This is a genomic window from Peribacillus sp. YIM B13477 (assembly GCF_042787955.1).
Taxonomy (GTDB): Bacteria; Bacillota; Bacilli; order Bacillales; family DSM-1321; genus Peribacillus; species Peribacillus frigoritolerans.
Map to the genome: position 1 here is coordinate 345,241 of NZ_JBHZPD010000004.1, position 23,329 is coordinate 368,569.

The window sequence follows — 23,329 nt, forward strand, 5'->3', positions numbered from 1 at the left end:
CGGAACAGGCTACTGAAGAATGTGTGGTTTTTTCGGATTGGAGCCAAATTGTTTGCAGAGTACCAGAGTGGTAAATATTAAAGGAGGAAAAAGATTATGAAAATCATTGTTACCAGTTTATTCGTACAAGACCAAGACAAGGCACTGGAATTTTATTCAGAAAAGCTGGGATTTGTAAAAAAGCATGACGTTCCCATGGGGAAATTCAGGTGGATTACGCTTGTTTCTTCCGATGCTCTTGACGGTACCGAGCTTTTACTCGAACCGAATGAGCATCCTGCCGCAAAGGAATATCAAAAGAAGATAGTAGCCGAAGGCATCCCAGCAACAATGTTTGGCGTTGCAGATATTCATAATGAGTACAAACGACTATTGGAAAACGGCGTGAAGTTTACGATGGAGCCGACAAAAATGGGCGAAAGCACAATAGCTGTCTTCGATGATACATGCGGCAACCTTATTCAGATAGTGCAGCAGTAACTTTATGTGAAATAGAGGTAAATTGGCCATCTTAAAACCCTGTCCTAATCTTAAAACCCTGTCCTAATCTTAGGACAGGGTTTTATATTTTTGGAGTGTAAAAATGACAATGTTGCCATTCTCCAATAGAAATGTAACATTAAAAAAAGTTCATAAATCGAAAAAATAACCCCGAAAGATCGGGGTTATTTTTTATTTACCTGACGTCCACTTTTTTTTGAACTCTGTGAACTTGTGTTTCCAATTTGAAATTCATTTCCTAGTTCAACATCATTTCTTTTATCCTGCTTCTCAATTTGCTTTCTCGTTTGATCCTTGTTTTGCATCCCTTGTTTAGACAATACGTATCCATCTCGCTTTCGATATTATTGTTTTTAATATGCGCAAGTATAAGGAAAATACGTATTATTATTTAAAAAATAATTCTTTTAGTAACTTATTAATAGTTCTTATTATATTGGAAATTTTTTCTTTCTTCTTCGGTGTCTTACTTCAATAGGGGAAGGGAGTTGCAGCGAATATATCTGCTAAACGGCAGTTTCTTTTATCAAAAAAGAAGAAATTAGTTTAAGTCTGTTAATTATTGTAGTTAAACGAACGGGTGCTTTAGCGCCATAGAGGGCAGCCAATTTGCGGCCAGTAAGAACGCTTTTTAAAAAAGGGCTGAGCCTTATGAGTGATCTGATTGAGTTTGGTAAATCGTTAAACAAAAACCTCCAATTATAGCAAATTAAGTAGAGGCTAGCGCGACGACCAAAAAAGGATTAATCTCCCATGAGTGCTACCTATAAAGGGCGCGACAGTCGGTGGTACACCGTGGTCGTCGGAGTCAGACTAACGGATGGGCTCAAAGGCACCATAGTTCAACGATCTCTTCCCCAGCCGTTAAACATTATTGACCCCGAACCCATTTTCATTCTCTGTGGTGCAGCACCGGTTTTGCGCTGCATGGATGGCTAACGGAGCAGGATCGTTAAAGAAAGTAATCTCTGTAAGTTGATTTTAGTCTGGGAATATTTAATAATGTTGGGGTACAAATTCTTTTAAAAAAGGATGACTGTCATGAAAAAAGCAGAGGAAATAGCCTCCTAAATCAAGTAAAACACATTAGGAGGCGTTGTATATGAAATTCAATATAATTGATCATCAAAATTGGGTTCGAAAAGAGTACTTTGAACACTATTTACAACAACAAACAACATTCAGTATAACGAATGAAATGAATATTACTGTTCTAATGGAAAACTTAAAGAAGAAAAATTATAAGTTATATCCCGCGTTTATTTTCATGGTTACAAAAATAGTTAATTCCCATCGAGAATTTAGAACCAGCTTTAACCAAGAAGGGAATTTAGGTTATTGGTCAGAAATTTTGCCTTCTTATACAATTTTCGATAAGAAGACATACACATTTTCTAGCATCTGGTCACCAAATGCAAGTAGGTTTTCTGAATTCCATTCCCAGTATGAAAAAGATGTAGAAGAATACAATGGTACGGGTAGTTTATTTCCAAAGACCCCTATACCAGATAATCATATTCCGATATCCATGATCCCTTGGAGTTCTTTTACAGCATTTAATTTAAATATTAATAATGGTGGCGATTTTCTCTTACCCATTATAACCGGGGGGAAATATTCACAAATAAAAGATGAATGGTTCTTGCCTGTTTCGTTGCAAATTCATCATGCAGTTTGTGATGGTTATCATGCAAGTGTTTTTATGAATGACTTCCAAAGGTTTGCTGATGAAAGTGCAGACTGGCTCTAGTTGTTCATTGGGAAAATACAAAAGGGAACTGTGAAAATCGAGTTTGTCTACATTTTTTTGTTTGTACAAATTTGGACGTTGATTGGAACGTAGGGCACTCGCTTTCCGCGGGCGGTTCGCCCTCGGCGCACTTGCGCCTGTGGGGTCTCCCTTGGACTCGCTATTCCCGCAGGAGTCTCGCACACCCGCTCCAATCAACTATGTTTAAAAATTTGGATGGAACTCCTTTTGCCTAAAGTATTGGGAACTGTGAAAGCAGTTCCTTTTTTTTATAGAATTAAAGGTTTGTGTACCGTTAGCTCAATAAGTAGATGTTTTTGGTGGTATTATATGGATATAAGAATGACTTACATAATTTAAAGGGAGATGATTTAATGTCATTTAATATTTTGATACCAATTATTATAATGGGTCTCATAATTCTTTGCGGATTTGGAATTTTCAAGATTGCCAAAATCATAAAAAGGTGAGGCTAGCCGGCAGCCATTACTTATGAAAATAAAGGGCAGGATAATTCCATAACACAAATTGGAAAATGTATATTTACTTGGACTAGAATTTGTAATTAAGCGATAAAACAAAAAATCCCTGCAATTAAGCAGGGGATGAATTTTAACTGGTGAGTTGTGTTAATTAGAATATGGCCTTACGCATTTTATGTGTTTCCGTTTTTTATATTTCGGGAAAATAGCCTTTTTTGTTATGGATATATTTTTCCCAATTACTGTTTGGGTTACAGATTCTGATCAAGAACCTTTCCTTGTACTATTAATATTTCAGAAATATAGGCTACTTCCTTATATTTTCTAATGCTCTATATGCATTTGCTTCTCCTGAGCCAAATAAAGCATCTTGTCCTTTCTTTCCATAGTCAAGAGTTGTTTGCTTAATGCGTGCTGTTACTTGGGCTGGTTTATACTCCGGATGAGCTGCCTTAATAACTCCTGCAATTCCAGCTACTTGAGGAGTGGCCATGGAAGTACCAGCATTAAACTCATATGAAGTACCTAAATAGGTAGGCCAAGTACTAAGGATTAAGTTACTTGGATCAGCCGCCGCAGGGTCATTGGTTTCTGCATACTCAGGCCCGAAATCCCCTCCGGGAGCTGCCACGTCAATGGCACCGTTTCCATAATTAGAGTAGAAAGCAAGCTGTTGAGTTGACCATTTTGTGGAGGCAGACACATTAATGACTCCTGGCAGCTGTGCCGGTACCACGGTTGCAGGCCCTTTCACGCTCATACCATATGGTTCATACAATTTATTTAAAAATTCGTTAACTTCCTTCTTGTCATCTAGATTTAAACTCTCATTACCACTGCCGGCCACTACAGTTACTCCATTCTTTACTGCATATTGAATGGCTCTCTTCCAAAGTAACGTTTCAGCGATTGATTTATAACTTTCTCCCTCAATTGTCATTTTGTTATTATTATAGAAACGTAGAGACATATTAATAACATCTACCTTGTCATTTGTTGCTGCAATGATTCCATCTATAATCCAAGTTGGTAATCCAAGGGCTTGCTCTGAGTATAATGCGCGATAGGATCTGATTCCTAAATCCGGTCCTACACCCTTTACTTTACCATTTGCTCCAATGATCCCGGCAACGTGAGTGCCATGTCCATTGCGATCTTTAATATCAGTGGGATCACCTGTTTCAGATTCATCCATTCCAGCAGGAACAAGGTTACGTCCGCCTAAATTATTATTCTTTAAGTCAGGATGAGACTCATCAATTCCGGTATCAATCACTCCCACCACTGCTTTATGAGTAATGCTTCCATCTTTATTTTTATATCCGCCTGTTTCTAAATCATATGATTTCCCGTCGTTGGTCACCCTTTGTATATCCCATTGGGAGTCCCAATAACTCTCAGAATTTTGCTGGCTGATGATACTGGATCCATAGTTATAAGGGCTGACTGCTGTTTTGTCTAAGGTTAGGGGAAGTTCTCTGTTAGCAGCTTCTATTGAAGAATGAGCTTTTAGGTTTTTAAGAAATGAAGGCTCGTCAGATTGAGCTTCTATTCCTCCAACTTCGGGAAGGACTTTGGTTACTTTACCACCGGCTTTCCGTATTACCTCTTGGTAATTCTCTGGTAATCCACCTTTAAAAGCTATTGCGTACGAGTCATCCATCTCCTGATTTTGACTCTTAGCTTGGGCAGGAACATCACCAACGGAAAGTATCCCTGCTCCTACAGCAATCGAAAGTACCGTATGTAGAATTCTCTTTTTCATATGTCTCCTCCTATATAATGGAAAATATTAACCGTATACTATCTTAATATACAACAACTTAAATTCCAAGTTTTTCTAATGAATCTATTATTGAAATTGGCAGCTCTTTTTATTTATGAAATGATCCGGGCAGTCAGTTGAAGAAGGGAAAGGTTTTTTGTCTAGAATATGTCTTGTGGGAACTGTGAAAGGTGTAAAAAACCTGTGTCGCCAAAAGGTTTGTATATTAATGCAATTCCAGTATCAATCAATCTATGAGGAGGGTTCAAATGGATAAGAGAGTTCAATTTGACTTTGAAATCAAGTTTACTAATGGCGGTGGGCCTGAATTAAGTTCAACTTTTCTTCCTCGCTCGCTGTTTGGACAACGCTGACCATCCTCTCATAAAGCTACTCACAGGAACTAAAAGGACGAAACTCCCCTGCCCTTTTGGGCTACCCAAGGATAGTGTTCAAATATGTCCTTTAACTTTTCCACAAACTCAGACAATGGAATTTCATTTAATGCATTCAAAGTTGCATGTATCATAACCCCTTTATCTTTTTTTCATTAAACATGTGCTTCGTTAGCTTCCTCATGCTGGAGGGGTGCTGGAGCTAGAACAGTACGGAAATTAAAAAAGAGGTTCATAAAGATAGCAGTTAGGCTTCCGGTAATCACTCCATCGCTAACGATGATTCGAAGGGATGGAGGCAATTGACTAAATAACTCAGGTACGACGGTTGATCCTAGTCCTAACGAAATTGAGCAAGCAATAATAAGTGCATTATGTTGATTGGTGTAATCTACTGAACCTAGCATTTTAATTCCTGAAGACACGACCATACCAAACAACACAACCGTAGCACCACCAAGTACGGGGGCAGGAATAATGGTAGCAAGGGCCGCAATTTTAGGAATTAAACCAAGAAATACTAGGATACTACCTGCTGCAACCACAACGTTCGTTGATTTGTTTTGAGATAGTTGAACCAACCCTATATTTTGCGCAAAGGTGTTGTAGGGAAAGGCATTAAAGATCCCTCCTAAGGTGATAGCCAAGCCTTCTGCTCGATATCCTCGAGTGAGATCATCTTGTGTAACAGGACGATCACAAATTTCCCCTAAGGCAAAAAATACACCTGTTGATTCAACTACAATGACTAATCCTACAATTAACATCGTCAGTGTTGCACCGATCTCGAAGGATGGGGCACCGAAATAGAACGGTTGAGGAATACGGAACCATGAAGCTTCTAAAACCTCATGGAAATCTACTTTCCCCATCATCGCTGCTAGTGCTGTACCTGCGACAATCCCTAAGAGCACGGAAAGGGAGCGGACATACCCTTTAAAGAAACGATTGATAATAAGAATAATAGCGATGACACCCATGGACAATATCAAGTTATCTAAGCTACCGAAGTCCGGATTCCCTGTTCCGCCTGCCATATTTCTAACTCCCGATGGAATTAACGATAGTCCAATGATCACGACGACAGTTCCCGTGACAACAAGTGGAAAGAACTTTACGAGTTTTCCAAGATAGCGAGCAAATAAAAAAATGAAGAGTCCAGCTACTATAATGGATCCGTAAATGGCAGGAATACCATATTGTGACCCGATAGCGATCATCGGCGACAGGGCAACAAAAGAAGCACCCAATACAACGGGTAGACCAATTCCAAAATATTTGTTTTTCCACGCTTGCAGTAAGGTAGCGATACCGCAGGTCAATAAGTCAATGGCGACCAAGTAAGCCAATTGCTCCGGAGTAAGGTTTAATGCCCTCCCAACAAGCAATGGAACAAGAATCGCCCCAGCATACATCGCCATGACGTGCTGGAATCCTAACGAGAATACTTTTGAATTCACCTTTATTCCCCCTTAATTTGTTTTATAAAAAAAGCCGCAGAAATAGAAGGGGTCTCCTCCTATATCTACGGCTCCTAAACCACGTATAACGAAATTTAAGCTCCTGAATCCTTGAAACAAGTCCGTGAAGAAAAAATGATAAATCAAAATTTCTCCAATAATAAGTTTGGTTAGATACCAAGTGATTGTTCTAGGTAAATCACCGTACAAGCATGATCACTTGTAGAATCGTAATCCTTAAATATGGTGTTGACCTTCACTCCAAATCGCTTCTCAATGTTTTCTTTTAATCGAAGTTTATATTCCTTGGCTAAAGCCCCGTCGACGGATAAGGTCAGCTCAGAATACCTTTCACTTAATACGGAGATTAAAGGGGAGCGCTTCGTCTGCGCAAAAATGACAATGCGATTATCCTGGATATCAATTGTTTGCTTACTAACTCCCGCACTATAAATTTCTTGGTTGATGTCATTATATAACTGCGACAGCTGTTTTTTAAAAGAAGAATTCACCCATACTCACCTGCTGCTTCTAGTTCTTGAATTAATCATATAAATATTATTGCCCTTTGTCACTACTAATGTAAGGAAATCTAACATATTATTTTACATTTGCTTACCAGTCCGTAGCAGCTCCATCCGTCCAAGAATCAACACCTCCCGAAAAAAGAAGCCATGGTCTTCGATAAGAATGGCATTGACCAGAACTATCCCAAAGAGCGCATCATTATAGGATAAAAAAAGGAACTGCTGCAAATGTTGTTGTCTATTTCTTGATCGAAGAAAATTCAAGTTGAGGGGCATCGTACCCAATTATGTACATTGCTTTTATTTTTCGCTAAAATAAAGGGTATAATGAATGCGTATATAGTTTATTGATGATAAAAGATAATGAGGTAGAAAAAAATGATTGCAAAAACAGAAGATGATTTTAATGGTTTGAAGGAAATTGGCAAAATTATTGCCTCCATTAGAGATGAATTGGTACAAAGAACAATTCCGGGCATAACGACCAAAGAACTTGATGATATAGCCGGGGAACGTTTAGAACAAGCGGGTGCAGTTTCAGCTCCAAAAGGTGAATATGATTTTCCTGGCTATACTTGCATCAGCCTAAATGATGAAGTGGCGCATGGCATTCCTGGTGATCGGGTTATTCGTGAAGGGGATATAGTAAATATAGATGTATCCGCTTCAAAGAACGGTTATTTCGCAGATACAGGGATCTCATTTGTAGTAGGCGAAGGGGAAGAAGTATTAACGAAATTATGCGACGTCGCCAAAAAGGCATTTGAAGCGGGTCTTAAGAAAGCAAAACCCGGTTCCAAAAAAAGCAGAATCGGAAAAGCGGTGTTCGAAACAGCGAGACAGCATGGGTTCACGGTTATCAAAAACCTTACAGGACATGGTGTTGGACGTAGAATACACGAAGCACCTGACCATATTTGTAATTATTATGATCCATGGGATAATGAAATATTAAAGGAAGGGATGGTTATCGCATTCGAACCATTCATCTCAACCCTTGAAGAAGAAGTATTCCAAAAAGAAGACGGTTGGACCTATGCTACTGAAAAAAGCTTTGTAGCTCAAGTGGAACATACGATTATCCTTACTAAAAATGGACCGATCATTGTCACGCTTTAATTCAAGCATAGTCGGAAAAGGCGCGTATTCATATAAGTTGTTCGCCTGAAGTAACATAATTCGTAACAGTTTTAAAAAATGTTTCTCGCATCTAAAGGAGTTGCTTTTGCAGCTCCTTTTCTTATGCAACTATAGGGGCAGGTTAAGCAAGTTTCTTCAAACTGTTTCTCTAACAGATAATTTATTCACCTTGTAATCGTTACTCCATATAATGAAAGTAGATAGGACAACTCTCTCCTGTCCTATTTATTCCCATCCGGTTCATTTGAAGTAACTATTCTTAGCGGCGAATAGTTACTTTTTTTAGTTGCAAAGAATCTTCACCAAACAAGTCAATTAGCTGATTTCTCTACCCGTTTTTTTATTAAGGATCATCCACTCCACTATGACAAAGTTGAGAACGAGCCCTGCCCAAATGTTCACATTCAAAACTTTCTCGATCATCTTATCTCTTCCTTCTGAAAGCATAAATCCATTAATGGTGTACCAATATGTGTAACCAGTATAGAATATTGTGTTGTCGAAGTAATATCTATACGGCTGTTAGCAGGATTTAAAGTTAGATAGGGGATCATGAAAGGAATCATAATCCCAACCGGAACTATAACTAAAATCCACTTGCATCATACCTTTTTTAACTCCTTTATATGTTTGTACGTGACAAGCAGAATTTTAGGTGGTTTTAGAGTCATTCGATAATTTTTTCCCTAATGGTGTCAGAATGCCATCAATCGTGGAGGAGTTCTTTTCACGCAAATAATTTTCCAGTTCAGCTTCATCCTTTTTCATGTTGGATCGATTCAATGTTTCACGTTCATTGGAGTAGGTCATGAAGGGGACACTATATCCGCAAGAGGTTTGGACTTTATGAATTTTGGCTAAAATGATTTGTCTTGCACCGGGCATCATTTCAAAATGACCTATCATCCGATCCCATTCTTCTGTTTCAGGCAGAATCACCTTGCCTGAACCATATAAGCGCAAGATCATCGGCGGACCTTCAAATGCACAAAACATAAAGGTGATCCGGGCATTTTCATTAATATGTCCGCTCGTTTCGTTACCACTCCCGGTTAGATCCAAATACGCAATTTCGGTGGATGATAGGATGCGAAGGGTATCATACCCTTTTGGAGAAAGGTTTACATGCCCCGCCGCATCCAAAGGTGCCGTTGCAATAAAAAACAAATGCTGTTTCTTTATGAAGTTTTGATGCTCAGCCAACATTTCCGGAAAATACTTTGCCATCATTATTCCCTCCAAAGAAATCCATTTTAAAATATAAGTTCTCTATTAATGAGTGGATTACCTTTTTCAGCTATACTGCCCTGATGAAAAAAGCGATAGCTGCATACAGCGCTCATTTTCCCTTTAAGAATCCGGCTGACCTTTATGATCGATATTAACTTTAGATTACAAGGGTGATTAAGAATTTGAGATTTTCCAGTATTGTACTATGATAAATTTATATTGTTCAAATTTGGAAGGGTATGGGAGAGTGACCGTACTCTTACAGAATCATTTAAGGAGTGGTAGAATGGCACGTGTTTTATTTATTAATGCTGGATCAGAAGGACATATCAATCCAACTATTGGAGTTGTGCAGGAGCTTATTTCGCGTGGAGAAGAGGTAGTGTACTTTACGATAGAAGCTTTTCGGGAACGTATTGAGAAGACGGGAGCTACTGTACGAACAATTGACGGTGAAAAATTTATAGAAGCTTTTCTCTCAGGGGGAAGAAATTATTTACTCGAAAGAATCAACGGTCTTTTACATACGGTAGATATCGTCATACCTAGCGTGCTTGAACAGATCAAAGGAGAGCATTTCGATTACATCATCCATGACTCCATGTTTGGCTGTGGACGTATGCTTGCCCAAATCCTTAAGCTTCCCGCAATCAATTCTTGTACTTCTTTTGCGCAGACAAAAGCAACATTCGATAAAATGCTGGAACAGCTTTCTAAAGAAATCCCTCCAGAAATAGGTAAACCCATACACGATGAATTTCAAAGACTGACGGCAATGGTGAAGGAAAAATATGATGTGGAGATCCATTCTGCTTACGAAGTTTTTTGTAATCCTGCACCACTTTCAATCGTTTATACAACTAGGGAGTTTCAACCTTTTAAAGAAGCATTCGACCAAACTTACAAATTTGTAGGTCCGTCCATCTCTTCACGAATAAAGCAGGATAACTTTGACCTTGCTGATATCAAAGGAAAAAATCCCCTTTACATTTCGCTTGGGACAGTTTTTAACCGGTCTCTTGATTTTTATAAGCTTTGTTTTGAAGCATTTGGAAAAAGCGATCACACGGTTGTCATGTCGGTCGGTCAACAAACCCCGCTAATTGAATTAGGAGAGATTCCCCAAAACTTCATTGTTAAAAAATACGTTCCACAAACGGAAGTGCTAAAATACACTAAATTATTTATCACACATGGCGGAATGAATAGTACCAATGAGGGTCTCTACTATGGAGTTCCGCTAATTGTCATCCCGCAAAGCGCGGATCAGCCGATGATTGCAGGGCAAGTTGCCAATATCGGAGCCGGTATTACATTACAAATGCAAAGCTTGACTGCAAATCAACTGCGTGAGGCCGCAGATCATGTGTTAAACGACCCAACCTTCCATAAAACTGTTTCAAAATTAAAAGAATCCTTTCAAAAATCGGGTGGATATCACCAAGCTGTTGATGAGATTTTTGAATTTAAAAGACAATACGATATTTAAAAATGAATGATCGGTGGCATTTTCTTAGTGGCAATTCTTTTTTTATTGTAAATGAAGGAATGAATCAAATTGTATTTTTGAAAGATGTAAAAGTGGTCTGCTATTTATATGGTTAACCTGAGAATAATGGATATGGTATATTTTTTGAATCTGAGAATGCCGGCTATATGCTTAATATTAAGTATGATTTAAAATTTCGAATAGACAGAAACGACAGTGTCGTTATAGGCAAGGGTTTAATTGAGGGGTGCTGCGGCAGACTTTTTTTGTTGAGGTAAAGGGTCATTAATATTAAAAAAGATCAACCAGCGATTTTTACTGGTTGATCTTTGAAAAGAAGATGTAAACGGATACATTTTTAAAAATAATCATGATGTAGCTATTTCATGGTCATCTTTCTCTATCGCTAGTTTAGTCTTTTCCATTGGTTCAATGATCGTAAAGAGGAGGATAAAGGTCATTAAAGAGCTGACTGATAAAAACATGAATACCATATTCCAATTAAATGAATCTAAGATCAAACCTACTACGAATGGAGCAAATGCACCGCCTAACGATCCTCCAGTATTAACAATTGAAGCGGCAAGGGGCAACTTTTCTTTGGATGTAATCCCCATAGGATATGCTAAAAACGCTGAATATCCCAAATTCAACAAAATACCCGTAATAAGAAGAACGATACTTAAAAACATTGGGTTATTTGGGGCGTACAACAATGCATACATGCTGAAAATTGTCGATGCTGCAGTCACTATCATAAGAGGTTTTCGACGTTTGTTAAAGATGTTATCCGAAACCCAACCGCCTATTAGATTACCTAACATGGCCCCTATCCACGGAGAGGAGGCAACAAATCCCATTTCCATAATGGAATACTTTTTGACGTTAACCAAATATGTAGGTATCCATGTCATAATGGCATAAACAATACCGACCATGAAAAAGTACCCCAACGTACATCCCCATATATTCCATGAAAGAAAAACCTTCCTATTTGTATCAAGGAAATCTACTTTCTTGGTACGAATAATTTTGTCTACCCATTTCATCGAATATTTTTTCTTATTTCCTTTGATTTTCTCATCGATGGTCGAAGGCTTTTCTGATTTGATATAATCTATTTCCTCTTTTGAGCAATGTGGACTTTCTTCCGGATTATCCTTTACTAGCCAGAGCCAAAATAAAGCGAAGATAAAGCCCGGAATGGCAAATATATAGAAAACTTCACGCCAGCCGAAAGTATAAATGATGTAAGCACACAGCGGAGGAACTATGGCAGGAGCGAACTTGATTGCTGACATATAAATTCCTGTCGCAGTTCCCTTTTCCTTTCCAGGGAACCATCGGTTAATCGTGGAAATAATTCCGACTGGAAGTGGTCCCTCTGCAACACCTAGTAATATTCTGCCAATTTTAAGTTGAAGGGCAGAACTAGCCGTTCCGATAAATAATGTTGCAGCCGAAGTAACAATCATAGAGAAGGTGAATATTTTTCGTGTCCCAAACTTACTATAGATGAACCCAGCTGGAATCTGGATAATTGCATATCCGATGTAAAAAAGACTAGCCATTGCACCAATATCAGTGTTACTCAATTCAAATTCTTTTTGAAAATATGGAATGACTACACTGATATTTGCCCTGTCTGCACCAGCGATCATATAAGTTAGAAAAATTAATAACATGACTACCCAACGAAATCGAGTCTTTTTTTGTAATGAATTCTGCATTATTTTTCTTCCCCTCCTCATAAATAATTTGTCACAGTAACGATTTCCTTCTTTTTTGATTTAAATTGTAAGTAAGTATAGTGTCTAAAGGAATGGAGAACTCCAGTCTAATTTCCAAACATCATTATAAATGTCTGGAAAATTCCAGAGTAATCCACAGAAGAGGGTTCCCGTCGTATCTACCTTTATAACAACGCACAACTTAACGAGTTACCGTGAGAATATGCTAAGTTACAAGAACTTTAACATACACCATAGTTAGTCTCGATTACCTGTAATCAATTCTTTTACTTTGGATGATCTATTTTTAATTTCACAGCCCCGGTCTTGAAGACTTTTATCAACCCAAGTTCGATCCCACGTCATATTCATGATATCATCCATTTCCTGGTGTTCCCTGAGCAACTTAGCTTTCGATTTTTCTATTAACTCATCCGTATCTTGCGGGTTAATGACCACAATGCCATCATCATCGCCAACTACAATGTCTCCAGGATGAACCACTATTCCGCCACAAGAAATAGGAACATTAATTTCTCCAGGTCCGTCTTTATATGGACCCCGTGGATTGACACCTGCTGCGTAGATTGGGATATCCATCTTTCTTAAGGCTCCAACATCACGAATGGCACCATCGATTATAAACCCGCCTAATCCTCTTTTTTGAGCCCACAATACCATTAGTTCGCCCATGATTGCATTTGTTAAATCCCCCTGAGCATCAACAACTAATATATCGCCGGGTTGAGCAAGATCCAGTGCTTTATGAAGCATGAGGTTGTCACCGGGACGTGTTTTAATTGTAAAAGCTGGCCCAAGTAATGGCTTATCATTAATTGGACGAATTTTAGGATTCATGCAAAACATACGGTTCATATTATCAGCAATTACAGATACGGGTAACCCTTTAAACTCGTTTACTGCTTCTTTAGTTGGACGATTAATGTTTGAATACACACGCATTCCAATATTAGACATGATGTAGGTCCTCTTTCCTATTTTTACATTCGATTTTTAGAGTTAAACAGATGCTGAAGTCAATGTCACTAAATTATCAGGCATGTTCCCATCTTCTACTTTACTTATATTTTCAAAGGATAAGCGCAGTACAGTTTCCAACACATCCCTAGTCCCCCCTGCAATATGAGGAGTAGCAAGTATATTATCAAGTTTTAATAATGGATTATCTGAATTTATGGGTTCAGATGACCAGGTATCAATGGCTGCGCCAAGTAAACGATTACATTTTAATGCTTCGGCGAGTGATTTTTCATCAATGATATTACCTCGGGCTACATTAACTAAAATTGCTGAAGACTTCATAAGTTTCAATTCCTTTTCACCAATCAAGTTTCTTGTGGCTGGTATTAAAGGAATATGGAGGCTTATAATATCCGACTGTGATAATAAATCATTAAAAGTTACATAAGTTAATCCTAATTTTTTCTCCTCTTCCATTGATAATCTATTCACATCATAATAAACAACGTTAGTTCCAAAAGCCTTTGACAATGCTGCAACTTTTTTTCCTATGTTTCCTATACCGATTATCCCATGGGTTTTACCGTTCACTTCGAACATTGATGGGCGGTATTCCCACATTTTCCATTCACCACTTTTTGTTACTCGATCTAAGAAATGAAGTTTTCTGTACAGGCTTATAATCATGCCGATGGTCAATTCCACAACACTGTTTGAATTTGCTCCTGGTGTACTGGCAACATGGATTCCCAACTCACTAGCAGCATTCAAATCAATATTATCAACACCACTTCCGGTTTTTTGAATCAATTTAACATTGGGTGCTTTTTCTAATAACTCTCTAGTAATAGGATAAGATGCTGTAATTAAATAGTTTGCTTCATGTAATGCTTGTTCTTTTTTTACATCATCCAAATCAATCCAGTATTTAACCTCCATATCCAAACTTTTGAATGTATTTATTATTTCATGTGTTGCTGTGAATACTTTTTCAAAATAAATAACTTTACAACTCAAGGTACATTCCTCCAATTCAATTAGACAAAATAATTAATTAACTTTATATTAAATATAGAAAATGAGATTGTAAAACGAATTAATTAGCTATTTAATAACATAAATATTGCTATTTGGAGGCGGAATAATGGATTTTCCCATCCAAATGTAAAAGTTAAAAAGTGCTTTACATCACCTATGGTTGTTCTTCAAACTTCAGATATAAGTTGTTATAGTTCGGAAAAGCTTCATCCTAAAGAATTAGATTCTGATTACGAACTATTCATGCCTTGGGGAGTTGAATATCAATCTTGGCATTCTTATTGGTGGGATCCATTATCGATTTCACGAATAAAACTAGACAGTACTCATTTGCTTCTACATCTTCTTCAAGATCCATTACAGTGGGCTATTGTTCCTAAATGGATAGCTGATGAAGCAATTAAACGTGGAAGTTACAAAATTTATGAACTTACAGATTCACCCCCGGATTATACAGTTTATGAACTTACTCATATAAAACAAACAACGCTTAAGCAAAAGGCTATAGAAATTATTGATCACTACTTTCAGGAAGAATTCTATTAAACGTTCCTATCACTACTTGTGGTGGTGTCTACAAATCTTAAAGGTGCTTTACTTCAAGTAGGAAGGTTGCTGTGTCAGCCTTTTTTTGTTGAGCTACGGGGGCAATTTAGCTGCAAAGCGGTGTCCTATAAAGGTATTGTCTTTTTTACATAGAATATTTTAATAGAATAGCATGTAAATGAATGGGGGACATATATGGAAATTTGTTTAATTGGTGGCGGAAATCACACGAATAATGAATTAGGTGAAGTGTTCCTGGAACTTTCAAAAATGATTAAACCTGAAGCTAAGATTTTAATAATCCCTTTTGCAACGGACAATTCCAGGTATGAAAGTTGGATGGCAAGTATTACACAAGCCTTTTCAATCATGGAGGATGTAAGTATTGAATTATTAAATGAAGACCTTTCAGGCAAAGAAATGAAAAAGTCTATAATGGAACATGATATTCTTTATTTTATAGGTGGAAGGCCAGAAAGGTTAATCCATGTAATTGAAGAAAAAGGACTTACCGCAATTATCAAAAACTTTCAAGGTTTAATCATTGGATATAGTGCGGGTTCATTAGCTTTCGGCCATGATTGCATAATCACAAAAGATAAAGACTATCCAGAAACGATAGTGATTAAGGGTTTAGGATTAGTGGGGTTTAGCGTTGAGGTCCATTACGAGGATAATATAGATGGAGAATTATTTCCCCTATCAAATGAACGAAAGATATATGCAATACCAAATGGAAGTGCAGTTTTCTCCAAGAACGGGGAACTATATAAAGGTTTAAATGATATCTATTCCTTTCATTATATGAAAAAGGAAATTGTGAATTCCAAAGTCTTATAAAACTGGCAGGCGCTTTATCCTAATTGGAGCAAGGTCGCAGGAAGCTAAGGATAGTGAAAAGGAGACTGCAATGAAAGTAAATTTAATGATCTTCATTACATCAATAAAAGAACAAGAAAAGAATAGGTTAGTGATGAAAACATTTGAATCTGATATTCGTCCTGTTACAGGGGATATAATCGATGTTTCCCGGGTTCGATCCACGATTTCATAATGGATATGAGGTCGTAAAGGTTACCATAAATTATGCTTCGAATGAATGTTCGGTATCCCTGCACCCGCTTGCAATCGAAATCGAGGAAATCAGGATGGAAACTTATTTGGAGAAACTGGAAGCACACGGTTGGCGTGCTGTCTCAAAAGAGGAATTGAAAAGTATATAAAAATGATATAAGGAGTATGAAAATGGAAAAATACTCGACAACCACTTTAAAGATGAGTAGAAATTTTGATGTAATGCCTGAAAGGGTATTTGAGGCATGGTTGAGCCCTGGGATGATGAGAAAATGGTTTTTTACATTGGAGGGGACAAATAAAGTGACACAAAATGATCCTCAAGTGGGAGGAGCTTGGGAGATTATTGATCATCGCGATGGAAAAGATTATCGGGCGATAGGGGAGTACCTTGAAATGGACCGTCCCAATAAATTAGTGTTCACTTTTAAAATGCCGCAATTCAGTGAAGCGGCAGATACAATTACAGTTGAGCTGAAAGAACTTCAAAAGGGCTGTGAAATGACATTTTCACAAAACATCACCGTTCCTCATGAAGAAAATTGGACACAATCCGATATCGAAAAAGCTCTCGAAGAGTATCACGATGGATCTGAACATGGCTGGAATTTAATGTTTATGGGACTGAAAGAATTGGTTGAAACTGGACAAGTCAGCTATAAAGGCTAATAGTCGTTGGCCGCAGTTTTTAGACAAAAGGGAATCGGAATCGCATCCCGAACCCTGAAGGTTGGAATGGATTGAAGAAATCAGCTGGAACGCAGCAGGAGGAATTCTTTTGGCGGCCATTGTGTTCAACCAAGGACAAGCAGTCACTATACCGACATCCATTACATATTTATCTGCTTTGTTCTATTTAACTATATTCGCTTCCTTTGGAGCTTGGCTATTTTACCTCAAGCTTGTAGAAAAGATAGGTGGGGGCGAAAAGTGGATACATGGTTGCCCTTTTTCCGGCAATTGGAGGTATAGCTTCAGTGATGATTGGTTAATCAGATTCAACCATTTTCTTGGGAGCTGGCTGTCTTTTCAGTTGTTTAGGTGCGGCGATTGCATTAGGTTTTGGCATGAATATTGGTAAAAGTAATTTGAAAGAAAAATGTAATTCGATTTACAGAGAGGGATGGGACAATGGAAAGTAAATGGCCAACTGAAATGAAAGTAGCGCAGATCCGGGTTGCACGTCCTACTGATCAACTAAAAAAGGTAGTAAACTTCTATTGTGAAGGATTAGGATTGAAAAAAATCGGTTCTTTTGAAGGGCACGAGGGATATGACGGCATCATGATCGGGCTTCCGGATTCCAGCTATCATCTGGAGTTTACTCAACATAAAGATGGCAGTCCTTGTCCTGCCCCATCAAAAGATAATCTGCTTGTCTTTTATATTCCTGAACGTAAAACCATTGAGGAAATCACGAATAGGTTGAAAGGTATGGGCTATGAACCGGTTTCTCCGGAGAATCCATATTGGGAAAAATCAGGTGTTACCATTGAAGATCCGGATGGTTGGAGAATTGTATTGATGAATTCGCCCGGCATAGGAAATTAAATTTCACAAAGGAAACGACCGAAAAGCACCATGCTTTTCGGTCGTTTTGGAGTTATGAGGACATCGTGATCCCGCCATTGATGTGAATGCACTGTCCTGTTATATAAGCACCTTCATCAGAGGCTAGCAGCACATAGGCGCCCGCATGATCTGCCGGCTGCCCAGGCCGGCCAAGCGGTGCCTCGTTGCCGAATTCGGCAACGGATTGTTCGTCGAACGTCGCCGGGATCAGCGGAGTCCAAGCATTCAGCTTTTTTTGGTGCCATTCTATGGGGAAAGCGTGAAACTCACGAGTAAAACGCTGAAATTCACGAGTAAATCGGCTAAACTCACGAGTAAAAGCGTGAAACTCACGAGTAAATGGCTAAAATTCACGAGTAAACGCCGATTCGACAAATAAAAGCGTGAAAAATTCAAGAGTATATGCCCCAATATACGAATAATAGCCCCAAACTCACTGGAAATGCTCCAAAACTGGTCAATTGGCTGTATAAAGGTGTAAAGGAGATTGAAGAAGGCAATGATTTTCCTTTCGTAAGCAGTTATTGGTTTTGGCGGGTTTTGTTTATCGTAATCAGTTTATTCATCATTTTTACGACTGTAAATTCATTCTTTCGCTGAAAAACCCAAATTTTTGTAATGATTTATTTAGCCTTGGACATACTTAATGAAGATATCAATAACTAACATTTAATTAAGGAGGAAACCCAATGGCTAACGAAAATATCCAAAAGAAAATGGAACATATTTGGCAGGATACATGTGGATCATGGGAAAATTGTACGGAAGCCACAATTCAGTCATTTTTGGCAAAATCTGAAGAAAGCAATATTGACCCGCAATATTGCATGAGCTGGGTGGAACAACATAAAGCCCAAATACCTGAATGGGATGCCGTTTCAAAAGTATCGCTCGACTGGGTTAATCAACATACCTCAACGGGTTCACCCATTTCAATCAAGGATGATTATTAAAAAGATATATTCTTTCTGCTTATGACTGGTTCGAACTCTACTATGGTTAAGAGGTGAAGATAGTTGTCAAATCATGAGGAACAAAACGGTCAAACAAATCGTCGGGATCCAGATTACAGAGTTAATGAGTGGGATGAAATGAATGGTGAAGATAAATTTGTACAATCAGCCATCCAAGAGGAATTCAATAATCCGGTAATCGAAGAAACAATCTTGAAGTTCAATAAAATAGCGAATGAAGAAGAAAAGGAAACTTGATTTTGGACGCCCCTATAGGGCGTTTTTTTTTTGAGAAGGCTCTTTTCGTAAAGGTTGTTGTTTTTAAAACGAAACTATCTAAGGTTGATTGGAGCGGAAGTGCGAGACTCCTGCGGGAGCGGCGGGACAGGTGAGACCCCACAGGCGTTTACGCCGAGGGGGCTCACCGCCCGCCCCGCGGAAAGCGAGCATCTGGAGGGGAAATCAACCACACCTCACTACTTGGTAAATAGCAACAGAGTATGTGAAAACAGCCTTTGAGAAAGACGAAGGAGCCGTTAATAAATGATTATGCAAAAGAACATATCTTTACTTTTTAGATTTATAAAATACAAATAAAGGGAAATGGCATCTTAGTATCGTATAAAGCATAGTATAAATCGTTTTCATTAATAAAGTTGGCAATGGGAGTGAAGATCATGGAAGCAGCGGTAGAACGAATTTTTTCTAATGAATTGGTGAAATTGGCTGGGGATTTTTTTCAAGTGAATGCTGGGAATCCGGTTAAACTTGGAGATGCAGAGAACTACGTTTTTGAGGTTTACAGGGATGGGACGCCATATATCTTAAGAATGACCCATCAATCACATCGTACAAGAGATCAAGTGCTTGCGGAGTTAAAGTGGATTGAGCATTTACAGAATAATGGGAGTGAGATTCCTAAAGTTCTCTTTTCGATAGAAAAGAATTTAGTTGAAATTGTAAAGGGCTCGGATGGTACGGAATTTTATTGTTGCCTGTTTGAAAAAGCTCCTGGTGTTAGGATGAAAGTCACTGATGAAAATTTCGATGGACCTTTATTTTTTGAATGGGGAAGAACCATTGGCCAAATGCATAAACAAACAAAAAGTTATAAGCCTGAAGCGAAATATAAACGGCTGGATTGGTTCGAAGAGGAATTATTGAATGTCCAGCTCTATCAATCCGATGTACCGGAGCAAGTGATCCGCCAACAAGAAATAATCAACAAGCATTTAAATGCCCTTTCCGTTCATCAAGATAATTTTGGCTTGATTCATTCTGACATACATAACGGCAATTTCCACTATCATGAGGGGCGGATTCATGTTTTTGACTTTGATGACTGTTCATATCACTGGTTTGCCAGCGATTTGGCGATCCCTCTGTACTATCTGATGTGGAGTTTGGAACGTGAAGGGATAAAAGGGCTCGATGAATATGCTGCCAAGTTCATGAGAGAATTCATAAAAGGGTATGAGACGGAAAATATCCTGGCACCTGTGGAATACGAAACGATTCCTCTATTTTTAAAGCTAAGGGATTTAACGTTATATAACTTTTTTCATAAAAAGTATGATTTGAAGAATGCGGATCGTTCATTATCCAACACCGTTCAAAAAATCGAACAAAGAATCATGGAAGGCCGGACTATTGTTCACTTCGATCCGAGCATGGTTCATTAAGGGGGATTGGAATGCCAGGAATGAAAAATAATCGGCTTGCATATATGATCCGGACTGGTGTATTGGAAGATGCGGAAGCGGTTTTGGATGTACAGAATTCCGTTATTTCCGAAGGCGAGTATTTTATTGCCGTATCGGAGGAGTTCAATAAAACACCTGAACAGCAACGAGATTGGCTACGAAGGTTATTGGAAAATGAACGGGAAACCATCATCGTGGCTGAAATGAATGAAGAAGTGGTTGGATGGATAGCCTTTCAATCGGAAACTAGGAAGAGAATGTTCCACAAGGGTTCATTTGGGGTGATGATCAGAAAAAATTTCAGAGGGATGGGAATCGGAAAAGAGCTTATTGAGGCGTTATTGGATTGGGCAGAAGCCAATCCGTTGATTGAAAAGGTGAGTTTGGGAGTTTTTTCAACGAATCATCGGGCAATATCATTGTATAAACGGTTGGGGTTTGTTGAAGAAGGCCGTAAAATCAAAGAATTCAAGATGAGCGAAAGTGAATACGTTGATGACATTATCATGTACAAATTGGTTTAAACAGACCGAAAGAGCATGAATGGATTCATTACATGCTCTTTGCGGTTTGGGTATGTATCTATTTTTATAGTAAATCGATATTTATGTCATGCATTATCGAATGACTCTTACCTTCACTTGCTTTCTTCCCCACGTTAGAGCATCCGCTTCTTTTGCGATGAATACATCGATTCTGTTTCCTTTGATCGCACCGCCCGTGTCTGCAGCAATGGCTTGTCCGTAGCCTTCGACTTCCACGATGGAGCCTAGCGGAATCACGTTAGGATCGACTGCTATCAGTTTGGCATCATCATATTTTTCTAAATCGACACCCATTCTTGTAGTGCCTGAACATCCTTCGCAGCTTGCTGTATAAGCCGTACTTGTAACCGTCAATTCTTTAACTGCTGAGCTTGCTGAACTGGCTCTTTCTTCTAATTTACTGAAGGTCCGTGCACCGGCTATACCGTCAGCGGATAATCCCTTTTGCTTTTGAAAGTTCATGACTGCTTGTTTTGTACCTGTTCCATAAATGCCATCGACCGTTGATGAGTAAACATCCCAGGCTTTCAATAGCCTTTGCAGTTCAGCTACAGGTCTTCCCATATCCCCGCTTTTCAGTGTCTGTATTTTCTGATTCGTTTGTGTTCCTGATATTCCATCGACTTTCAGCCCTGATTTTTCCTGAAACTTCTTTACGGATTCCTTTGTAATCGGTCCGTAGTAGCCTGTTGCTTCATGATAGGGAAAAACCCCTTTTGTCAGTAATAATTCTTGTAATTCTTTAACATCACTATTACTCATTCCAAATGAAAGTGTGCGATCCAAAGCAGCGGCTTCGCCTTTAGTTGGCATGCAAACTCCTAGAATGAATACAGAAGCCGTTAGGATCGTTAATAAAATTTTCTTCATGTTTATCCTCCTCGTTGTTTCCTGCAATTAAACCATTCGTTAAACTATCACTCTTTTAGGCGCAGTTAAGGAAAAACACCGCGAAGGCACTAAGTAATTGTTAAAACATGTAACATAAAGAAAAGAAATGAGGCGGACATCGGGTTACCATATCCTTATCAATTGTCGAATTATGGGAAATAATCAAGTTTCATATGAAACTAACGGAACCGTTTGGTTGAACAGGGGCATTCATTCATGTACGTTTAAGTTAATAGAATTTCTATTGTAAGGTTAAAGGAGGGAATCATATGATTAAGGCCGTTATTTTCGACTTTGATGGCTTAATTTTAGACACGGAAACGGTTTGGTATGAGGCCTATAGAGACGATGGCTTTTTATGAATCTGATTTGCCTCTCGAACATTTTGTTACATGTATCGGAACCGATAATACTGAACTAAATCAGTACTTCAAAGATCAGCTGGGGGAAAGGTGTAATATTGAAGAAATTGAATCCAGAGCAAAAAGCCTCCATGAAGTAAAGATGAAAACAGCACAGGCACGTGAAGGTGTGAAGGATTATCTAGAAGAAGCAAAAAGAAATGGATATACAATCGCCCTCGCTTCAAGCTCGACAAAAGAATGGGTCACCCATCATTTGGGGGAACTCGGACTGTTACACTATTTTGAAGTTATGATCACAGGGGATGATGTTGATAAAGTTAAACCAGCGCCCGATTTGTATGTAAAGGCAATTGAAGTCCTAGGCATTCAGCCTGCAGAAGCCGTAGCATTTGAAGATTCGTTAAATGGGCTTCAAGCGGCCCTGACTGCTGGGTTGAAGTGTGTAATCGTACCAAATCCCGTGACGGACGCTTTAGCTTTTGAAAATCATCATTTACGCCTCCGATCCATGGCGGATAAGAGCTTGTCTGACGTTATCAAGCATATTGAGCAATAACAGTTCAACGGCAATTATAGTAAGATGAGAGAATGAAACCGCGCCGAAGATGGCAGAGTCTTCGGTTTTTCCAGTTATAATGAATGTTATATTTTGGTGTGGGGGATGAGTTTATGGGATTGCAAACGAATGACGAAGGAGTCCGCCTGCGGGAGGTCAAGGAGAGTGATCTTCCTATCTTTTTCGAGCAGCAATTGGATCCTGCCGCAAACTATATGGCTGCTTTCACATCTAAGGATCCATCAGACAAGGCGGCTTTTTTGACACATTGGAAGAACATCTTATCGAACCGGGATATTCAAAAAATGACCATACTCTGCAACGGGTGTGTGGCAGGCAGCATTCTCAAGTTTGAACAGTTTGGTAACCCGGAAGTGAGTTATTGGATCGGGAAGCAATTTTGGGGTAAAGGGATCGCTACATGTGCATTGCTCCGTTTTTTGCCGAACATAAAAGTCCGCCCTCTTTATGCCCGAGCAGCCAAGGATAACCTTGCATCGATCCGGGTGCTGGAAAAATGCGGATTTGAAAGATTCGATGAGGACAAAGGGTATTCCCATGCAAGAAGCAAAGAGGTTGAAGAATTCATTTTGAAACTTGAAAATTAAGAGAATAATAACAATATCGTTAAGCCTA

The 23,329-nt window shown here is 38.7% G+C and carries 24 protein-coding genes and 3 pseudogenes; 17 read left to right on the forward strand and 10 right to left on the reverse strand.

The window, feature by feature from the left end; translation table 11 throughout:
- Nucleotides 1–96: 96 nt before the first annotated feature.
- The gene (locus ACFX4H_RS15620; protein WP_377435787.1) at nt 97–480 is read left to right on the forward strand and encodes a VOC family protein; all 384 of its coding nucleotides are present in this window, start codon (nt 97–99) and stop codon (nt 478–480) included.
- Nucleotides 481–665: 185 nt separating this feature from the next.
- On the opposite strand, the gene ACFX4H_RS15625 is transcribed toward ACFX4H_RS15620, so the two are convergent.
- The gene (locus ACFX4H_RS15625; RefSeq protein ID WP_164468797.1) at nt 666–821 is read right to left on the reverse strand and encodes a hypothetical protein; all 156 of its coding nucleotides are present in this window, start codon (nt 819–821) and stop codon (nt 666–668) included.
- A gap of 782 nt (nt 822–1,603) precedes the next feature.
- Here ACFX4H_RS15625 and catA point away from each other — a divergent pair.
- Nucleotides 1,604–2,251, forward strand: coding sequence for a type A chloramphenicol O-acetyltransferase (catA, locus tag ACFX4H_RS15630; RefSeq protein WP_377435788.1), 648 nt, complete (start codon nt 1,604–1,606; stop codon nt 2,249–2,251).
- A 789-nt stretch (nt 2,252–3,040) separates the two neighbouring features.
- Here catA and ACFX4H_RS15635 read toward each other — a convergent pair.
- The 3 genes from ACFX4H_RS15635 to ACFX4H_RS15645 all read right to left on the reverse strand — a co-directional run bounded on the left by ACFX4H_RS15635 (nt 3,041) and on the right by ACFX4H_RS15645 (nt 6,865).
- Entirely contained in the window at nt 3,041–4,498 is a 1,458-nt protein-coding gene (locus ACFX4H_RS15635) for a S8 family serine peptidase (RefSeq protein ID WP_377435789.1), read from the reverse strand.
- Between the two features lie 550 nt (nt 4,499–5,048).
- Nucleotides 5,049–6,314 carry a nucleobase:cation symporter-2 family protein gene (locus ACFX4H_RS15640; protein WP_328136915.1) on the reverse strand — a complete coding sequence of 422 codons (1,266 nt, stop codon included), beginning with the start codon at nt 6,312–6,314 and terminating at the stop codon, nt 5,049–5,051.
- Nucleotides 6,315–6,523: 209 nt separating this feature from the next.
- The gene (locus ACFX4H_RS15645; protein ID WP_249599193.1) at nt 6,524–6,865 is read right to left on the reverse strand and encodes a Na-translocating system protein MpsC family protein; all 342 of its coding nucleotides are present in this window, start codon (nt 6,863–6,865) and stop codon (nt 6,524–6,526) included.
- 393 nt (nt 6,866–7,258) lie between these two features.
- On the opposite strand from ACFX4H_RS15645, the gene map reads away from it, so the two are divergent.
- Complete coding sequence (gene map / locus ACFX4H_RS15650) at nt 7,259–7,999, forward strand: type I methionyl aminopeptidase (protein ID WP_096340484.1); 741 nt, start codon at nt 7,259–7,261, stop codon at nt 7,997–7,999.
- Nucleotides 8,000–8,671: 672 nt separating this feature from the next.
- Here the strand turns inward: map and ACFX4H_RS15655 are convergent.
- The gene (locus ACFX4H_RS15655; RefSeq protein WP_063590075.1) at nt 8,672–9,247 is read right to left on the reverse strand and encodes a pyridoxamine 5'-phosphate oxidase family protein; all 576 of its coding nucleotides are present in this window, start codon (nt 9,245–9,247) and stop codon (nt 8,672–8,674) included.
- A 289-nt stretch (nt 9,248–9,536) separates the two neighbouring features.
- On the opposite strand from ACFX4H_RS15655, the gene ACFX4H_RS15660 reads away from it, so the two are divergent.
- On the forward strand, nt 9,537–10,739 hold the full coding sequence (locus tag ACFX4H_RS15660) for a macrolide family glycosyltransferase (protein WP_377435790.1): 1,203 nt from the start codon (nt 9,537–9,539) through the stop codon (nt 10,737–10,739).
- Nucleotides 10,740–11,107: 368 nt separating this feature from the next.
- Here ACFX4H_RS15660 and ACFX4H_RS15665 read toward each other — a convergent pair whose 3' ends face one another.
- The 3 genes from ACFX4H_RS15665 to ACFX4H_RS15675 all read right to left on the reverse strand — a co-directional run bounded on the left by ACFX4H_RS15665 (nt 11,108) and on the right by ACFX4H_RS15675 (nt 14,467).
- Nucleotides 11,108–12,469: an MFS transporter gene (locus ACFX4H_RS15665; protein WP_377435791.1), complete on the reverse strand. Its 1,362-nt coding sequence runs from the start codon at nt 12,467–12,469 to the stop codon at nt 11,108–11,110.
- Nucleotides 12,470–12,727: 258 nt separating this feature from the next.
- Entirely contained in the window at nt 12,728–13,447 is a 720-nt protein-coding gene (locus ACFX4H_RS15670; RefSeq protein WP_377435792.1) for an RraA family protein, read from the reverse strand.
- Between the two features lie 42 nt (nt 13,448–13,489).
- Nucleotides 13,490–14,467: a 2-hydroxyacid dehydrogenase gene (locus ACFX4H_RS15675; RefSeq protein ID WP_377435793.1), complete on the reverse strand. Its 978-nt coding sequence runs from the start codon at nt 14,465–14,467 to the stop codon at nt 13,490–13,492.
- Between the two features lie 111 nt (nt 14,468–14,578).
- On the opposite strand from ACFX4H_RS15675, the gene ACFX4H_RS15680 reads away from it, so the two are divergent.
- From ACFX4H_RS15680 to ACFX4H_RS15710, 7 genes and pseudogenes are all read left to right on the forward strand, one after another.
- Nucleotides 14,579–15,034 carry a hypothetical protein gene (locus ACFX4H_RS15680; RefSeq protein WP_377435819.1) on the forward strand — a complete coding sequence of 152 codons (456 nt, stop codon included), beginning with the start codon at nt 14,579–14,581 and terminating at the stop codon, nt 15,032–15,034.
- Between the two features lie 195 nt (nt 15,035–15,229).
- Nucleotides 15,230–15,874 carry a Type 1 glutamine amidotransferase-like domain-containing protein gene (locus tag ACFX4H_RS15685; protein ID WP_328136887.1) on the forward strand — a complete coding sequence of 215 codons (645 nt, stop codon included), beginning with the start codon at nt 15,230–15,232 and terminating at the stop codon, nt 15,872–15,874.
- Between the two features lie 70 nt (nt 15,875–15,944).
- Nucleotides 15,945–16,088: a hypothetical protein gene (locus ACFX4H_RS15690; protein WP_377435794.1), complete on the forward strand. Its 144-nt coding sequence runs from the start codon at nt 15,945–15,947 to the stop codon at nt 16,086–16,088.
- Nucleotides 16,057–16,257 (forward strand): hypothetical protein, encoded by a 201-nt coding sequence (locus ACFX4H_RS15695; protein ID WP_377435795.1) that lies wholly within the window; start codon nt 16,057–16,059, stop codon nt 16,255–16,257. The genes ACFX4H_RS15690 and ACFX4H_RS15695 overlap by 32 nt, the downstream gene beginning before the upstream one ends.
- A 22-nt stretch (nt 16,258–16,279) precedes the next feature.
- Entirely contained in the window at nt 16,280–16,777 is a 498-nt protein-coding gene (locus ACFX4H_RS15700; protein WP_377435796.1) for an SRPBCC family protein, read from the forward strand.
- Between the two features lie 97 nt (nt 16,778–16,874).
- Nucleotides 16,875–17,250, forward strand: a pseudogene (locus ACFX4H_RS15705) (DMT family transporter); the annotation flags it as partial.
- On the forward strand, nt 17,240–17,659 hold the full coding sequence (locus ACFX4H_RS15710) for a VOC family protein (RefSeq protein ID WP_095679082.1): 420 nt from the start codon (nt 17,240–17,242) through the stop codon (nt 17,657–17,659). The pseudogene ACFX4H_RS15705 and the gene ACFX4H_RS15710, both read left to right, overlap by 11 nt.
- A 52-nt stretch (nt 17,660–17,711) precedes the next feature.
- Here ACFX4H_RS15710 and ACFX4H_RS15715 read toward each other — a convergent pair.
- Nucleotides 17,712–17,900, reverse strand: a pseudogene (locus ACFX4H_RS15715) (SDR family oxidoreductase); the annotation flags it as partial.
- A gap of 469 nt (nt 17,901–18,369) precedes the next feature.
- Here ACFX4H_RS15715 and ACFX4H_RS15720 point away from each other — a divergent pair.
- The 4 genes from ACFX4H_RS15720 (at nt 18,370) to ACFX4H_RS15735 (ending at nt 20,860) form a co-directional block, all read left to right on the forward strand.
- Nucleotides 18,370–18,633 carry a hypothetical protein gene (locus ACFX4H_RS15720; protein ID WP_034304323.1) on the forward strand — a complete coding sequence of 88 codons (264 nt, stop codon included), beginning with the start codon at nt 18,370–18,372 and terminating at the stop codon, nt 18,631–18,633.
- 63 nt (nt 18,634–18,696) lie between these two features.
- Entirely contained in the window at nt 18,697–18,891 is a 195-nt protein-coding gene (locus ACFX4H_RS15725; RefSeq protein WP_034304321.1) for a hypothetical protein, read from the forward strand.
- A gap of 419 nt (nt 18,892–19,310) precedes the next feature.
- Nucleotides 19,311–20,315: a phosphotransferase enzyme family protein gene (locus ACFX4H_RS15730; RefSeq protein WP_241637832.1), complete on the forward strand. Its 1,005-nt coding sequence runs from the start codon at nt 19,311–19,313 to the stop codon at nt 20,313–20,315.
- Nucleotides 20,316–20,326: 11 nt separating this feature from the next.
- Nucleotides 20,327–20,860, forward strand: coding sequence for a GNAT family N-acetyltransferase (locus ACFX4H_RS15735; RefSeq protein ID WP_052137144.1), 534 nt, complete (start codon nt 20,327–20,329; stop codon nt 20,858–20,860).
- Nucleotides 20,861–20,953: 93 nt separating this feature from the next.
- Here ACFX4H_RS15735 and ACFX4H_RS15740 read toward each other — a convergent pair whose 3' ends face one another.
- Complete coding sequence (locus ACFX4H_RS15740) at nt 20,954–21,751, reverse strand: peptidoglycan-binding protein (protein ID WP_202311830.1); 798 nt, start codon at nt 21,749–21,751, stop codon at nt 20,954–20,956.
- 290 nt (nt 21,752–22,041) lie between these two features.
- Here ACFX4H_RS15740 and ACFX4H_RS15745 point away from each other — a divergent pair.
- Nucleotides 22,042–22,693 (forward strand): annotated as a pseudogene (locus tag ACFX4H_RS15745) (HAD family hydrolase).
- Nucleotides 22,694–22,806: 113 nt separating this feature from the next.
- Nucleotides 22,807–23,301, forward strand: a complete 495-nt coding sequence (locus ACFX4H_RS15750; protein WP_323602772.1) for a GNAT family N-acetyltransferase — start codon at nt 22,807–22,809, stop codon at nt 23,299–23,301.
- Nucleotides 23,302–23,329 lie beyond the last annotated feature (28 nt).

Coding starts and splice junctions, on each gene's coding strand:
- ACFX4H_RS15665 (WP_377435791.1), bottom strand. CDS start 12,469: ATGCAGAATTCATTACAAAAAAAGACTCGATTTCGTTGGGTAGTCATG.
- ACFX4H_RS15655 (WP_063590075.1), bottom strand. CDS start 9,247: ATGGCAAAGTATTTTCCGGAAATGTTGGCTGAGCATCAAAACTTCATA.
- ACFX4H_RS15635 (WP_377435789.1), bottom strand. CDS start 4,498: ATGAAAAAGAGAATTCTACATACGGTACTTTCGATTGCTGTAGGAGCA.
- ACFX4H_RS15720 (WP_034304323.1), top strand. CDS start 18,370: ATGGCTAACGAAAATATCCAAAAGAAAATGGAACATATTTGGCAGGAT.
- ACFX4H_RS15660 (WP_377435790.1), top strand. CDS start 9,537: ATGGCACGTGTTTTATTTATTAATGCTGGATCAGAAGGACATATCAAT.
- ACFX4H_RS15700 (WP_377435796.1), top strand. CDS start 16,280: ATGGAAAAATACTCGACAACCACTTTAAAGATGAGTAGAAATTTTGAT.
- catA (WP_377435788.1), top strand. CDS start 1,604: ATGAAATTCAATATAATTGATCATCAAAATTGGGTTCGAAAAGAGTAC.
- ACFX4H_RS15735 (WP_052137144.1), top strand. CDS start 20,327: ATGCCAGGAATGAAAAATAATCGGCTTGCATATATGATCCGGACTGGT.
- ACFX4H_RS15730 (WP_241637832.1), top strand. CDS start 19,311: ATGGAAGCAGCGGTAGAACGAATTTTTTCTAATGAATTGGTGAAATTG.
- ACFX4H_RS15620 (WP_377435787.1), top strand. CDS start 97: ATGAAAATCATTGTTACCAGTTTATTCGTACAAGACCAAGACAAGGCA.
- map (WP_096340484.1), top strand. CDS start 7,259: ATGATTGCAAAAACAGAAGATGATTTTAATGGTTTGAAGGAAATTGGC.
- ACFX4H_RS15685 (WP_328136887.1), top strand. CDS start 15,230: ATGGAAATTTGTTTAATTGGTGGCGGAAATCACACGAATAATGAATTA.
- ACFX4H_RS15690 (WP_377435794.1), top strand. CDS start 15,945: ATGAAAGTAAATTTAATGATCTTCATTACATCAATAAAAGAACAAGAA.
- ACFX4H_RS15750 (WP_323602772.1), top strand. CDS start 22,807: ATGGGATTGCAAACGAATGACGAAGGAGTCCGCCTGCGGGAGGTCAAG.
- ACFX4H_RS15640 (WP_328136915.1), bottom strand. CDS start 6,314: ATGGCGATGTATGCTGGGGCGATTCTTGTTCCATTGCTTGTTGGGAGG.
- ACFX4H_RS15740 (WP_202311830.1), bottom strand. CDS start 21,751: ATGAAGAAAATTTTATTAACGATCCTAACGGCTTCTGTATTCATTCTA.
- ACFX4H_RS15670 (WP_377435792.1), bottom strand. CDS start 13,447: ATGTCTAATATTGGAATGCGTGTGTATTCAAACATTAATCGTCCAACT.
- ACFX4H_RS15695 (WP_377435795.1), top strand. CDS start 16,057: ATGTTTCCCGGGTTCGATCCACGATTTCATAATGGATATGAGGTCGTA.
- ACFX4H_RS15710 (WP_095679082.1), top strand. CDS start 17,240: ATGGAAAGTAAATGGCCAACTGAAATGAAAGTAGCGCAGATCCGGGTT.